The 14311-nt window shown below is 71.3% G+C and carries 11 protein-coding genes and 1 riboswitch; of the genes, 9 read left to right on the top strand and 2 right to left on the bottom strand.

Translation table 11 applies throughout. The features are described from left to right. Positions 1–79: 79 nt before the first annotated feature. Positions 80–1489 (bottom strand): short-chain fatty acyl-CoA regulator family protein, encoded by a 1410-nt coding sequence (locus AB0E07_RS09155; protein ID WP_362247791.1) that lies wholly within the window; start codon positions 1487–1489, stop codon positions 80–82. 377 nt (positions 1490–1866) lie between these two features. Here AB0E07_RS09155 and aceA point away from each other — a divergent pair, with 377 nt between their 5' ends. The 6 genes from aceA to AB0E07_RS09125 all read left to right on the top strand — a co-directional run bounded on the left by aceA (position 1867) and on the right by AB0E07_RS09125 (position 10415). Next, a complete protein-coding gene (aceA, locus tag AB0E07_RS09150; protein ID WP_362247789.1) occupies positions 1867–3150 on the top strand; it encodes an isocitrate lyase in 1284 nt (427 codons plus the stop codon). Between the two features lie 137 nt (positions 3151–3287). Continuing rightward, entirely contained in the window at positions 3288–4886 is a 1599-nt protein-coding gene (gene aceB, locus AB0E07_RS09145; RefSeq protein WP_362247787.1) for a malate synthase A, read from the top strand. Further along, entirely contained in the window at positions 4883–5752 is an 870-nt protein-coding gene (locus AB0E07_RS09140) for a 3-hydroxybutyryl-CoA dehydrogenase (RefSeq protein WP_362247785.1), read from the top strand. The genes aceB and AB0E07_RS09140 overlap by 4 nt, the downstream gene beginning before the upstream one ends. A 268-nt stretch (positions 5753–6020) precedes the next feature. Beyond that, a riboswitch (cobalamin riboswitch) is annotated at positions 6021–6242 on the top strand. A gap of 173 nt (positions 6243–6415) precedes the next feature. Beyond that, the gene (gene metE, locus AB0E07_RS09135) at positions 6416–8734 is read left to right on the top strand and encodes a 5-methyltetrahydropteroyltriglutamate--homocysteine S-methyltransferase (RefSeq protein ID WP_362247783.1); all 2319 of its coding nucleotides are present in this window, start codon (positions 6416–6418) and stop codon (positions 8732–8734) included. Between the two features lie 85 nt (positions 8735–8819). After that, positions 8820–9650, top strand: coding sequence for a precorrin-6A synthase (deacetylating) (gene cobF / locus AB0E07_RS09130; RefSeq protein ID WP_362247782.1), 831 nt, complete (start codon positions 8820–8822; stop codon positions 9648–9650). 102 nt (positions 9651–9752) lie between these two features. Then, complete coding sequence (locus tag AB0E07_RS09125) at positions 9753–10415, top strand: deoxynucleoside kinase (protein ID WP_362247780.1); 663 nt, start codon at positions 9753–9755, stop codon at positions 10413–10415. Between the two features lie 58 nt (positions 10416–10473). Here the strand turns inward: AB0E07_RS09125 and AB0E07_RS09120 are convergent, their stop codons facing one another. Beyond that, entirely contained in the window at positions 10474–10668 is a 195-nt protein-coding gene (locus tag AB0E07_RS09120; RefSeq protein WP_362247778.1) for a hypothetical protein, read from the bottom strand. 252 nt (positions 10669–10920) lie between these two features. Between AB0E07_RS09120 and AB0E07_RS09115 the strand changes: the two genes are divergently transcribed. The 3 genes from AB0E07_RS09115 (at position 10921) to AB0E07_RS09105 (ending at position 14146) form a co-directional block, all read left to right on the top strand. After that, complete coding sequence (locus AB0E07_RS09115) at positions 10921–11715, top strand: 2,3-dihydro-2,3-dihydroxybenzoate dehydrogenase (RefSeq protein ID WP_362247776.1); 795 nt, start codon at positions 10921–10923, stop codon at positions 11713–11715. 148 nt (positions 11716–11863) lie between these two features. Next, on the top strand, positions 11864–13498 hold the full coding sequence (locus AB0E07_RS09110) for a (2,3-dihydroxybenzoyl)adenylate synthase (protein WP_362248306.1): 1635 nt from the start codon (positions 11864–11866) through the stop codon (positions 13496–13498). Between the two features lie 15 nt (positions 13499–13513). Continuing rightward, on the top strand, positions 13514–14146 hold the full coding sequence (locus AB0E07_RS09105) for an isochorismatase family protein (protein WP_362247774.1): 633 nt from the start codon (positions 13514–13516) through the stop codon (positions 14144–14146). Positions 14147–14311 lie beyond the last annotated feature (165 nt).

Below are 14311 nucleotides of genomic sequence, written 5' to 3'. Positions count from 1 at the left end.
GTCGGGCCGGGTGGCGGACGAGTTCCCGCCCATCCGTGTGACCCACATCACACAGAAGGGGCGGACGAGGGCCCTCGCCTCAGCGCGCCGTGCCGCCCTCGACCGGATACGGCACGAACGTGCTGCTGTTCTGGTCGATCCGCAGGGCGCGGTCCAGGGGAGGCGCGGCCCGCTGGGGGCAGTCGAGGCGTTCGCAGACGCGGCAGCCCATGCCGATCGGCGTGGCGGCGGAGCCACTGCTGAGGTCGAGGCCGTCGGAGTAGACGACACGGTGTGCGTGGCGGATCTCGCAGCCGAGGCCGACCGCGTACGTCTTGCCGGGTTCGCCCCAGCCGCCGCGGTGCCGGGTGATGGCCCGCGCGGTCCACAAGTAGCGCTGCCCGTCCGGCATTTCGGCGATCTGGACGTGGATGCGGCCGGGTGCGGCGAACGCCTCGTAGACGTTCCACAGCGGGCAGGTGCCGCCCGCGCGGGAGAAGTGGAAGCCGGTCGCCGACTGCCGTTTCGACATGTTACCGGCGCGGTCGACCCGGACGAAGGAGAAGGGGACACCGCGCAGACGGGGTCGTTGGAGGGTGCTCAGCCGGTGGCAGACGGTCTCGTAGCCGAGGCCGTAGTGGTCGGTGAGGCGTTCGATGTCGTAGCGGTACTCCTCGGCCGCCGTGTGGAAGGCGCGGTAGGGCAGGACCAGCGCGGCGGCGAAGTAGTTGGCGATGCCGATGCGGGCCAGGGCGTGTGCCGGTGTGCCCCGGTCGAAGTCCTCGGCGGCCAAGTGGTCCAGATCGTCGCCGAGTTCGAGCAGGGCGAGCTGGGTGGCCTTGCGGAAGGCGCGCTGGCCGGGCCGGAGCCGGGGCGAGAGGTGGAGGGTGCGGGTCGCCTCGTCGTAGTGGTGCAGGTGGTCACCCGAGTCGGTGGACAGGCGGATGCCGTGGGCGTCGGCGAGACGTGCGGTCAGGGCCCGGAGCACCTCTCCGGGCCTGATCCCGATCTCCTCCGCCAGGCGCTCGGCGGCGAGGTCGGTGTCGTGGAGGTAGTTCTGCCGGCGGTAGAAGAAGTCGCGGATCTCCTCGTGCGCCGAGCGGGGGAGGTCCCCGGCCGCCTCGCGGCCGTCGGCGGCTCCGGCGAGGCGTTCGGCCAGGTGCTGGTTGCGCCGGCCGAGGTCGAGGAGGACCTGTGCGACCGCGGGCATGCGTGAGGCCAGTTCGGCGAGGTCGGAGCGGGAGACGCGGGCGGCGGCGATCTCGCCGGTGAGGGCCTCGCGCAGGTCGGCGACGAGGCGGGCGGTGTCGCGCTCCGAGAAGAAGCCCGGGTCGAGCCCGAAGGTCTCGGTGAGCCTGAGCAGGACGGGAACGGTGAGCGGGCGGGAGTCGTGCTCCATCTGGTTCAGATAACTCGGGGAGATGCCCAGCACGCGGGCCAGCTCCGCCTGGCTCATCCGGCGCTCCTCACGCAGCCGCCGCAGCCGTGCACCCGCGTAGGTCTTGCTCACCGCGCGTTCCTCCAGGTCGGGGGCGGGACGCGGCCAGCGTACGGGACGCGGAGCCCGGCGCACCCTTCGCAAGATTGGCAAAAAGCGGCCGGAAGATTCGCAGAACTTGACACACGTCCACCATTGATGGCACTCCATGCCAGTGCCAGAGTTCCAGTGCGGCCCGCCGGACCCGGCAGACGCCCTCGCAACCGGGGCACGATTCATGCCCTGACGTCGGAGATCCCGGCGGTGACGGCATCGCTGTCGGCAGCATTGCTCCGCTTCACCCTCCGAGGTGACGGCGGGCCGCACCACAGCAACAGAGACACTCAGTGCCACCCCTCGCAGAGCGACGAGGTTGGCAGAAGCAACAGATCGAGGAGACGGTGACAGTCATGGCAGACGCGAGGACGCAGGCGGCCGAGGAACTGGCCCGGCGCTGGGCCACCGACCCCCGGTGGAACGGCATCGAGCGCACCTACAGCGCCGAGGACGTCGTACGGCTGTCCGGCAGCGTCCGCGAGGAGCACACCCTGGCCCGCCGCGGCGCCGAGCGGCTGTGGCGTCAGCTGCACGACCTCGACTACGTCCACGCGCTGGGCGCGCTGACCGGCGGCCAGGCGGTGCAGCAGGTGAAGGCCGGCCTTCAGGCGATCTACCTGTCGGGCTGGCAGGTCGCGGCCGACGCCAACCAGGCCGGCCACACCTACCCCGACCAGAGCCTGTACCCGGCGAACTCGGTTCCGCAGGTGGTGCGCCGCATCAACAACGCGCTGCTGCGCGCCGACCAGATCGCGACCGCGGAGAACGCCGGTGACACCACCGACTGGCTGGCGCCGATCGTCGCCGACGCCGAGGCCGGCTTCGGCGGCCCGCTGAACGCCTTCGAGCTGACCAAGGGCATGATCGCGGCCGGTGCCGCCGGTATCCACTACGAGGACCAGCTCGCCTCCGAGAAGAAGTGCGGCCACCTCGGCGGCAAGGTCCTCGTTCCGACCTCGCAGCACATCCGCACCCTCAACGCGGCCCGTCTCGCGGCCGACATCGCCGACACCCCGACCGTGATCATCGCGCGGACGGACGCGCTCGCCGCGAACCTGCTGACCTCCGACGTCGACGAGCGCGACGCCGAGTTCGTCACCGGCGAGCGCACGGCGGAGGGCTTCTACCGGGTCCGCAACGGCATGGGCCCGGTCATCGCCCGCGGTCTGGCCTACGCTCCCTACGCCGACCTCATCTGGGTCGAGACCGGCACCCCGGACCTGGAGCAGGCACGCGAGTTCGCCGAGGCGATCCACACCCGGTACCCGGACCAGATGCTCGCCTACAACTGCTCGCCCTCCTTGAACTGGAAGGCGGCGCTGGACGACGACCAGATCGCCAAGTTCCAGCGCGAACTCGGCGCCATGGGCTACAAGTTCCAGTTCATCACCCTCGCCGGGTTCCACTCCCTCAACCACGGCATGTTCGACCTCGCCCGCGGCTACGCCGAGCACGGCATGACCGCGTACGTCGACCTCCAGGAGAAGGAGTTCGCCGCCCAGGCGCAGGGCTTCACCGCCGTCAAGCACCAGCGCGAGGTCGGCACCGGCTACTTCGACCTGGTCTCCACCGCCGTCAACCCCGCCTCCTCCACCACCGCCCTGGCCGGCTCCACGGAGGAGGAGCAGTTCCACTAGGCCCACCCCCACGGCCTGGTGGTCCGACCCAGCCCGGACCACCAGGCCGTGAGTCTCACCGTGAGACTCACCTCGGCCGAGCGGAGGGCGGACGACCGTCCCCGTCCGCCCTCCGCTCCCACCCTCAGGAGAACCCGGTGTCCACCACCGCACTCGCCCCCAAGGTCCGCGTCCTCGTCGGCACGGGTCACCGGCACGACGAGATCCTCACACCCGCCGCGCTCGATTTCGTCGGCCGGCTGGTCGACGCCTTCGCGCAGCGCCGTCTGGATGTCATGAAGGAGCGCCGCAGGCAGGCACTGCGACTGGCGTCGGGATCGCCGCTGGGCTTCCCCATGGTGACCACCGCCGTCCGTGCCGACACCACCTGGCGGGTCGCCCCGCCGGCACCGGGGCTGTCGGACCGGCGCGTGGAGATCACCGGGCCCCCGGACCGCCGGATGGCCGTCAGCGCGCTCAACTCCGGTGCCAAGGTGTGGATGGCCGACTTCGAGGACGCCACCGCCCCGCTCTGGGACAACGTCATCGGCGGGCAGCTCACCCTCATCGACGCGATCGAGCGCCGCATCGACTTCACCACGCCCGAGGGCAAGAGGTACCACCTCGCCGAACCCGACAGGCTCGCCACGATCATGGTCCGCCCGCGCGGCTGGCACCTGGACGAGGAGCATCTGGAGTTCGACGGGCGCTCCGTGCCCGCCTCCCTGGTCGACTTCGGCCTGTACTTCTTCCACTGCGCCCAGCGCCAGATCGACGCCGGGTACGGCCCGTACTTCTACCTCCCCAAGCTGGAGAACCGGTACGAGGCCCGGCTGTGGAACGACGTCTTCCTCCTCGCCCAGGACCTGCTCGGCATCCCCCGCGGCACCATCCGCGCCACCGTCCTGATCGAGACGATCACCGCCGCGTTCGAGATGGAGGAGATCCTCTACGAACTGCGCGAGCACAGCGCGGGGTTGAACGCCGGCCGCTGGGACTACCTGTTCAGCCTCATCAAGACCTTCGGCCACCGCACCGACTTCCTCCTGCCCGACCGGGCGAAGGTGACGATGACCGCGCCGTTCATGCGGGCGTACACCGAACTCCTGGTCCGCACCTGCCACAAGCGCGGCGCGCACGTCATCGGCGGCATGTCCGCCCAGGTGCCCGGCAAGGAGCCGGCCGCGAACGAGGCCGCGCTCGCGGGCGTCCGCCTGGACAAGGAGCGGGAGGCCGAGGACGGCTTCGACGGCTCCTGGGTCGCCCATCCCGGCCTCGTGCCCGTGTGCCGCGAGGTGTTCGACGGCGTCCTCGGGGTCCTGCCGCACCAGCTCGACCGCACCCGGGACGACGTGGACGTGAGCGCGGCCGACCTGCTGTCCGTGCGCCGGATCGTCGGGCCGCCGACCTCGGAGGGTGTGCGCGTCAACATCTCCGTGACGGTCCGGTACTTCGCCGCGTGGCTGCGCGGCCGGGGCGCGGTGGCCATCAACGGACTGATGGAGGACGCGGCCACGGCGGAGATCGCGCGCGTGCAGATCTGGCAGTGGCTGCGCCACCGGGTCATCGACCGCGAGACCGTGAACCGGATCCTGGAGGACGAACTGGCCGCGCTCGGCGCCGAGGACGCCTGGGCACCCATGGACGACATCCGCGCCCTGTTCGAACGCAGCGCAACGAGCGGCGAGTTGCCGCTGTTCTTCACCCCGGACGCCTACACCCGGCACCTCGTGAAGCGTGCGGAGGCCGGAGCATGAGCGGGAACATCGTGCGCGTCGGAGTGGTCGGCGGCGGACAGATGGGGGCCGGCATCGCCGAGGTGTGCGCGCGAGCCGGACTCGACACCGTGGTCTGCGAGGTGGACGCGGTGGCCGCCCGTACCGCACGGGACCGGGTGGCAGCCTCCCTCGACCGTGCCGTGCGCCGGGGCAAGCTCGCCCGGGACGACGCGGACGACGCCCTCGCCCGGCTGATCTTCACCGGCAGCCTGGACGACCTGGCCGACCGGCAGCTCGTCGTCGAGGCGGTCGTCGAGAACCCGGACGCGAAGACCGAGGTCTTCTCCAGACTGGACAAGATCGTCGAGGACCCGGAGGCCGTTCTGGCCACCAACACCTCCTCCCTCCCGGTCATGCGGCTCGGCATGGCGACCGGCCGTGCGGACCGCGTCGTGGGCCTGCACTTCTTCAACCCAGTACCCGTCCTTCCGCTGGTCGAGGTGGTGACCTCCCTGCACACCTCGGCCGCGACCACGGCTGCCGTCGAGGACTTCGCCGCCCGCACCCTCGGCAAGACAGTCATCCGTTCCCAGGACCGGGCCGGGTTCGTCGTCAACGCCCTGCTGATCCCCTATCTGCTCTCCGCCGTCCGAATGGCGGAATCCGGGTTCGCCACGGCAGCGGACATCGACGCGGGCATGGAACTGGGCTGTGCCCACCCGATGGGACCGCTGAAGCTCGCCGACCTGATCGGCCTCGACACCGTGGCCTCGATCGCCGAGTCCCTCTACGACGAGTTCCGCGAACCCCTCTACGCGCCTCCCCCGCTGCTCCAGCGGATGGTGGAGGCGGGACTCCTCGGCCGCAAGACCGGCCGCGGGTTCCACACCTACGACCAGGACTGAGGGCCTGGTTCGACGCGGGCCGGGAGGCCCGCACCCGCCGCAGGGGTGAGGGTCCCGCGCGGCGCGACTGGGAGAGGGCGGGAAGCACGCGCGCCGTGCTTCCCGCCCTCCGCGTGCCCGGTCCGGCATCCGCGTGTCCGGTTCGCCCTCCGCCTGTCCGGTCCGACATCCGCGTGTCCGGGGTCCGGCATCCGCGCATCCGGTCCGGCATCCGCTCCTGACTTCCCGAAATCTGGACGGTGTTCTTCCTTTCACCGCTCCACCCCGTAGGCTGATCGCAGCAGCTGGTTCGCCCCGTCCGCCAGACGTGGCGTCGCAAGAGGGAACCCGGTGGGAATCCGGGACTGCCCCGCAGCGGTGAGCGGGAACGACCGCCGTCATACGCACTGGGTCCGACGTACCGGACCCGGGAAGCGACGGCCAGTAGGTGTCCTCCGGACGGAGGGCGTGCCCGCGAGTCCGAAGACCTGCCAACTGCCCGCGCGCGGACCGTTCCGTGCGCGGACATCCCGGTGACCTCGAGGGCGGGTCGGCGTACACACCAGACAGCACGCACGACCGTGCCTTTGCCGCGCGGGGTCGTGTCCGTCCGGTTCGTCGCACCCTTCGCGCTCTCGTCCCGTCCCCGGGATCTCAGGGATTCATCTCGCGAAGGAGATCTCCGTGACAGCGAAGTCCGCAGCCGCGGCAGCACGGGCCACCGTGTACGGCTACCCCCGCCAGGGTCAGAACCGTGAACTGAAGAAGGCCATCGAGGGCTACTGGAAGGGCCGCGTCACCGCCGACGCCCTCCGGGCCACCGCCGCCGAACTGCGCCGGAGCAACTGGCAGCAGCTCGCCGATGCGGGCATCCACGAGGTGCCGACCGGTGACTTCTCGTACTACGACCACGTCCTCGACACCACCGTCATGGTCGGCGCCGTCCCCGAGCGGCACCGCGCCGCCGTCGACGCCGACGCGCTGGCCGGCTACTTCGCGATGGCCCGCGGCACCCAGGAGGTCGCTCCGCTGGAGATGACCAAGTGGTTCGACACCAACTACCACTACCTGGTCCCCGAACTGGGCCCCGGCACCGTCTTCACCGCCGACTCCGGCAAGCAGGTCGCCGAGCTGAAGGAAGCCCTGGCCCAGGGCCTGACCGCGCGCCCCGTGCTGGTCGGTCCGGTCACGTACCTCCTGCTCGCCAAGCCGGCCCCCGGAGTGCCGGCCGACTTCGAGCCGCTCACCCTGCTGGACCGCCTGCTCCCGGTGTACGCCGAGGTCCTGGCCGACCTGCGCGCGGCCGGCGCCGAGTGGGTCCAGATCGACGAGCCCGCCCTCGTCCAGGACCGCACCCCGGCCGAGCTGAACGCCGCCGAGCGCGCCTACCGCGACCTCGGCGCCCTCACCGACCGGCCCAAGCTGCTCGTCGCCTCCTACTTCGACCGGCTCGGCGACGCCCTGCCGGTGCTGGCGAAGGCACCGGTGGACGGACTGGCGCTGGACTTCACCCAGTCCGCCGCCTCCAACCTCGACGCCCTGGCAGCCGTCGGCGGACTGCCCGGCAAGCGCCTGGTCGCCGGTGTCGTCAACGGCCGCAACATCTGGATCAACGACCTCCAGAAGTCGCTGTCCACCCTCGGCACCCTGCTCGGGCTCGCCGACCGGGTCGACGTCGCCGCCTCCTGCTCGCTGCTGCACGTCCCGCTGGACACCGCGGCCGAGCGGGACATCGAGCCGCAGATCCTGCGCTGGCTGGCCTTCGCGCAGCAGAAGACCACCGAGATCGTCACCCTCGCCAAGGGCCTCACCGAGGGCACCGCGGGCATCACCGGCGAACTCTCCGCCAACCGTGCCGCGCTCGCCTCCCGCGCCGACTCGCCGATCACCCGCGACCCGGCCGTGCGGTCCCGTTCCGAGGCCGTGACCGACGCGGACACGCGCCGCTCCCAGCCGTACGCCGAGCGCGCCGCGGCGCAGCGCGCCCACCTCGGGCTGCCGCTGCTGCCGACGACGACCATCGGCTCGTTCCCGCAGACCACCGAACTGCGCACCGCCCGCGCCGACCTGCGGGCCGGCCGCATCGACACGGACGGTTACGAGGAGCGCATCAAGACGGAGATCCAGGAGGTCGTCTCCTTCCAGGAGAAGACCGGGATCGACGTCCTGGTGCACGGCGAGCCCGAGCGCAACGACATGGTGCAGTACTTCGCCGAGCAGCTCACCGGCTACCTGGCCACGCAGCACGGCTGGGTCCAGTCCTACGGCACCCGTTATGTGCGCCCGCCGATCCTGGCCGGCGACATCTCCCGGCCCGAGCCGATGACGGTGCGCTGGACGTCGTACGCCCAGTCGCTGAGCGACCGCCCGGTCAAGGGCATGCTCACGGGGCCGGTCACCATGCTCGCCTGGTCCTTCGTCCGGGACGACCAGCCGCTCGGCGAGACGGCCCGCCAGGTCGCCCTCGCCCTGCGCGACGAGGTCGGCGACCTGGAGGCGGCCGGGACCTCCGTCATCCAGGTGGACGAGCCCGCGCTCCGCGAGACGCTGCCCCTGCGGGCCGCCGACCACGCCGCCTACCTGGCCTGGGCGACGGAGGCGTTCCGGCTCAGCACGAGCGGGGTGCGGCCGGACACCCAGATCCACACCCACATGTGCTACGCCGAGTTCGGCGACATCGTCCAGGCCATCGACGACCTCGACGCCGATGTCATCAGCCTGGAGGCCGCCCGCTCGCACATGCAGGTCGCCCGCGAGCTGGCCGCCCACGGCTACCCGCGTGAGGCCGGACCGGGCGTCTACGACATCCACTCCCCCCGGGTGCCGAGCGCCGACGAGGCCGCCGAGCTTCTGCGGACCGGTCTGAAGGCCATTCCCGCCGAGCGGCTGTGGGTCAACCCCGACTGCGGTCTGAAGACCCGCGGCTGGCCCGAGACCCGGTCCTCCCTGGAGAACCTGGTCACCGCCGCCCGCACCGTCCGCGGTGAGCTGCCCGCATCCTGACGCGACATCCCCGCCGGGGCCGGGCGTTCGAGACGTCCCAGCCCCGGCCGGCCGACGGGACCACGGCACACGAGCAAGGAGCGGCATGACGTTGGACGGCAGGACCAGGTTCATCACCGTCATCGGCATCGGGTCCGGTGACCCCGACCAGCTGACCCTCGCGGCGGTGAAGGCCATGCGGGAGACCGACGTGTTCCTCGTCCTCGACAAGGGGCGGCAGAAGTCGTCCCTGGTCCGGCTCCGGCGGGACATGCTGGACGCGCATGTCACCGGGCCGTACCGGGTCGTCGAGGCGGAGGACCCGTGGCGCGACCGTTCGCAGGACGGTTCCACCGGGTACCGGGAGGCCGTGCACGACTGGCGGCGTCGGCGTGCCGACGTCTGCGAGCAGCTGATCCGCGACGAGCTGGCGCCGGGCGAGCGCGGCGCGTTCCTGGTGTGGGGCGACCCGTCGCTGTACGACAGCACGCTGGCCGTCCTGGAGGACATCACGGCCCGGGGGAACCTGGCCGTCGACTACCGGGTCGTCCCGGGGATCAGCAGTGTCTCCGCGCTGGCGGCACGGCACCGCATCGGGCTCAACCGGGTCGGCCGGCCGGTCCACATCACACCCGGGCGCCGGCTCTCCGACACTCTCGCCGCCCTCGGCAACGACGACGGCGACGTGGTGGTGATGCTCGACGCGCAGGAGTCCTTCCAGCACCTCAGCGGTGAGGGCACGTGGATCTACTGGGGCGCGTACATCGGCACCCCGGACGAGATCCTCGTCTCCGGCCCGCTGTCGGAGGTCGCCGACGAGATCCGTCGGGTACGGGCGGAGGCAAGGGCCACGCACGGCTGGATCATGGACACCTATCTGCTGAGGCCCCGCCCCCACGACGACGGCCCGGCCAACCCGGGTCAAATCGTCATCTAGGATTCACCCCCGGGAATGAAGCGACCACCGGCACGCGTCTCAGAGGAGGCGAGCCGCACGGGCCGTTCCCGACCGCAACACAAGCACCAGGAGAAGTGAGGTATGCCGGTGATCGTCGTCGGCGGCATGATCGGAATCGGTAAGACGGTCGTCGCCGAACTGCTCGCCAAGGATCTGGGCAGCCAGGTCTTCTACGAGAGCGTCGAGGACAACCCGATCCTTCCGCTGTTCTACACGGCGAGCCCCGAGGAGATCCAGGCCAAGCGCTACCCCTTCCTCCTCCAGCTGTACTTCCTCCAGACCCGGTTCGCCTCGATCAAGGAGGCGTACCGTGAAGGGAACAACGTCCTGGACCGGTCGATCTACGAGGACTGGTACTTCGCCAAGGTCAACCACGACCTGGGCCGGATCAGCTCCCTGGAGATGCGCGTCTACGAGGGGCTCCTCGACGAGATGATGCGCGAGATCGACGGTCTGCCCTACCGCAAGGCGCCCGACCTCATGGTCTACCTCAGGGCGGACTTCGAGACGGTGCTGCACCGCATCGGACTGCGGGGCCGCGACTTCGAGCAGGACGAGGGCCTCGTCGAGTACTACCGCACCCTGTGGTCCGGCTACGACGACTGGGTGCACCGGCACTACTCGGCCAGCGAGGTCCTGGTCGTCGACATGAACCGGACGGACGTGGTGAACAACCCCGAGGACGCGGCACGCGTGGCCCGGGAGGTCCGGGACGCCCTGGACGCGGCAAGGCGCCGGGGCTGATCCGAGCCGGTCCCTTGAGGCCGGCCGGGTGGGACGACTTCCCACCCGGCCGGCCTTTTCAACGCCGCAGGACGATGACGTGGCCGTCCGGGCCGCTGAGGGTGAGGGTGCGCCCGGCCTGCCGGACCTCGTAGGTGCCGGCCGAGGGCGCGACCTCGACGTGGTCGGGCGGGAAGCAGGCGATGGCCGTCCCCGCGTACCTGCCGCCGAAGGTGATCGCCGACCCGTCGGCCTGCACGACCGCCCTCTTCATGGTCCTTGGACACGGTGAGGCCGCGGATCGTTCGGAGCGGGAGGGGTTCGGCGTGGTTCCGCCGCGTCCTCCGGCCTCCGAGCCGCTGACGGCACCTGGCCACCCAACACAGCCGTAGGTATAGTTAGCCTTACCTAAGTACAAGTGCTCGTCACTGGCCCTGTCGACCCATCACCCTGGAGAGGCCATGCCGCCGTCCGGCCCCCCACCTGCCCCGATCTGCCGCGGCACCCGTGCCGAGGCGGCCGACGAGTGAGCGCCGAACCCGAACTGGCCGGGCGCCACGCACTCGTCACCGGCGCCGCCCGGGGCATCGGAGCCGCCGTGGTCGAGGCGCTCGCCGCACAAGGGGCCCGTGTCCTCGCGACCGACGCCGACGAAGCCGGTGTCAAGGCGCTGGCCGACCGGTGCGGGGCCCGGGTGACCGCTCGCGCCCTCGACGTCACCGACGCGGCAGCAGTGGAGCGCGCCTTCGAGGAGACCGAACACTCCGCGGGCGCGCTGGACATCGTGGTCAACGTGGCGGGCATCCTGCGCGGAGCGGCGGTAGTCGACCTCGACGACGCCGACTGGGCCGCGGTGTTCGCCGTCAACACCAACGGCGTGTTCCACGTGTCCCGCGCCGCGGCCCGGCGCATGACGGCGCGAGGCGCGGGCAGCATCGTCACCGTCGCCTCCAACGCCGCCGGCATCCCGCGCAGCGGCATGGCCGCGTACGCCGCGTCCAAGGCGGCCTCCGTGATGTTCACCAAGTGCCTGGGCCTGGAGGTCGCCCCGTACGGGGTGCGCTGCAACACCGTCTCGCCGGGTTCCACGCTGACCGATATGCAGCGCGCCATGTGGGAGAGGTCTCCCGGTGGCGAGGTGGCGGGGCAACGGGCCGTCATCGAGGGCGACTTGGCCTCGTACCGCACCGGGATTCCGCTGGGCCGGATCGCCGAGCCGTCGGATGTCGCGGACGCGGTCGCCTTCCTGGTGTCCGACCGTGCCCGGCACATCACGCTGCACGACCTGTACGTCGACGGCGGAGCGACGCTGCGCGCCTGATCGCCGCGCCACCGGCCCCACGCCGTCCCCCCGTGCCTTCCCGTCCTCCTCACTGTTTGGGAGTTTCTCCGTGACCGCCGACCCGACAGCCACGACACCCGGCGCACCCCTCGGCACAGCCTTCGGCGCACCGGAGTCCGCCGACGCGCTGACGCCCGGCGTCGACGCGCCCACCTGGCCGGACGAGTTCGCGGCCCGCTACCGCGCGGCCGGCCACTGGCGCGGTGAGACCTTCGGCGCCCTGCTGCGCGAGCGCGCGGCCACCCACCCGGACCGGGTGGCCCTGATCGACCCGGCGCCGGAGCGCCGCACCTGGACCTACCGCGAACTCGACGCGTCCGCCGACCGGTTGGCCGCCGGGTTCTCGGCGCGAGGCATCGGCCGCGGCGACCGGGTGGTCGTCCAGCTTCCGAACATCGGCGAGTTCGTCGAGGTCGTCTTCGCGCTGTTCCGGATCGGCGCCCTGCCGGTGTACGCGCTGCCGGCCCACCGGGAGACCGAGATCGCGCACTTCTGTTCCTTCTCGGAGGCGGTCGCGTACGTCGTCCCGGATCTGCTCGACGGCTTCGACCACCGTGAACTGGCCACCACCATGCGGGACCGGAGTCCGGGACTGAAGCATGTCTTCGTCGTGGGGGACCCCGGCGAGCACACGGCCCTGGCCGAGGTTCCGTGCGATCCGACGCAGGACGCACCGGGGCCGCTCCCGCACGAGCTGGCCTTCCTCCAGCTGTCCGGAGGCACCACAGGGGTGTCCAAGCTGATCCCGCGCACCCACGACGACTACATCTACTCACTGCGCGGCTCCAACGAGATCTGCGGCGTGGGCGCGGACACCCGCTTCCTCGTCGTACTCCCCGCAGCGCACAACTTCCCCATGAGTTCGCCCGGTTGGCTCGGCACGCTGTACGCGGGCGGCACCGTCGTCATGTGCCCCAAGCCCGATCCGGCCACCGCCTTCGCGTTGATCGAGCGCGAGCGGATCACCATGACCGGCCTGGTGCCCCCGCTCGCCCTGGTGTGGACGACCTCGGCCGCGCAGTCCGCGGCCGACCTCTCCAGCCTGGAACTGGTACTCGTCGGCGGCGCCAAGTACAGCGAGGAGGCGGCCCGTCGGCTGGAGCCCGCGCTGGGCTGCCGGCTCATGCAGGTGTTCGGCATGGCGGAGGGGCTGGTCAACTACACCCGGCTGGACGACGACCAGGAGACGGTGGTCACCACCCAGGGGCGGCCGATCTCCCCCGACGACGAGGTCAGGATCGTCGACGACGCCGACCAGGACGTGGCGGACGGCGAGTTCGGGCATCTGCTCACCCGCGGTCCCTACACGATTCGCGGCTACTGGCGGGCCGACGAGCACAACGGGACCGCGTTCACCGAGGACGGGTTCTACCGGACCGGCGACATCGTGCGCCGTACCGCGTCCGGGCATCTCGTGGTGGAGGGCCGGGCGAAGGACCAGATCAACCGGGGCGGCGAGAAGGTCGCCCCGGAGGAGGTCGAGAACGTCATCCTCGCGCACCCCGCCGTCCATGACGTCTCCCTCGTCGCGGTGCCCGACGAGTTCCTCGGCGAACGCACCCTCGCCTACGTGATTCTGCGCGAGGACGCCGAGCCGCTGAAGGGCTCCCACATCAGGGCCTTCGTGCGGGAGCGGGGCATCGCCGCCTACAAGGTGCCCGATCTCGTCAAGTTCGTCGACGTCTTCCCGCACACGGGCGTCGGCAAGGTCAGCAAGAAGGGCCTGCGGTCCGCCGCCACGGCCTCCGAGCAGCAGGACTGAGAGGCCGTCCCCGCCATGGCGATCCCGCCCATCACCGCCTATCCCCTGCCGGACGCGGAGCAGTTGCCCGCCAACCGGGTGTCCTGGACGGTGGATCCAGCCCGCGCGGTCCTGCTCGTGCACGATCTCCAGCACCACTTCCTCGCCTCGTTCCCGGCGGGCGAGGAGCCGTTGGCCGGCATGCTCTGCAACACCGCCCGGTTGCTCAAGGAGGCACGGCGGCTCGGTGTTCCGGTGGTCTACTCGGCCCAGCGCGGAGGCCAGACGCCCGAGGAGCGGGGACTTCAACTCGACTTCTGGGGACCGGGAGTGGCCGACGACCCGGCCGCGCTGTCCGTCCCGGACGCCGTGGCGGCCGAGCCGGGTGACACGGAGCTGACCAAGTGGAAGTACAGCGCCTTCGCGCGCACCGAGCTGGCGGAGCTGCTGCGTGGCTGGGGGCGCGACCAGTTGGTCATCGTCGGGGTGTACGCGCACATCGGCGTGATGATGACGGCGTGCGACGCCTGGATGCGTGACATCCAGGCCTTCGTGGTGGCGGACGCGGTCGCGGACTTCACCCGCGAGGAGCACGACATGGCGCTGCGCTGGTCGGCCGGGCGGTGCGCGGTGGTGACCACCACGGACCTGGTGCTCGAACAGCTCTGACGGCTCTGACCCTTACGGCAGTTGCGAAGTGCGGCCCGGCGACCGGGGGGGGGCCGCGCCGCACATCGTGGGGGGCCGCGTCAGACCGCGGGGGACCCGGCGGGGCCCCCGGGGAACGCCGTCACCACCCACTACCTCGCGGTGTCCCACCCGCCCCTGCCGGCC

Source organism: Streptomyces sp. NPDC048002 (assembly GCF_040653275.1).
Lineage (GTDB): Bacteria > Actinomycetota > Actinomycetes > Streptomycetales > Streptomycetaceae > Streptomyces.
The sequence above is the reverse complement of the archived record's forward strand: the minus strand, read 5'-3'. Positions and strand labels throughout refer to the sequence as shown.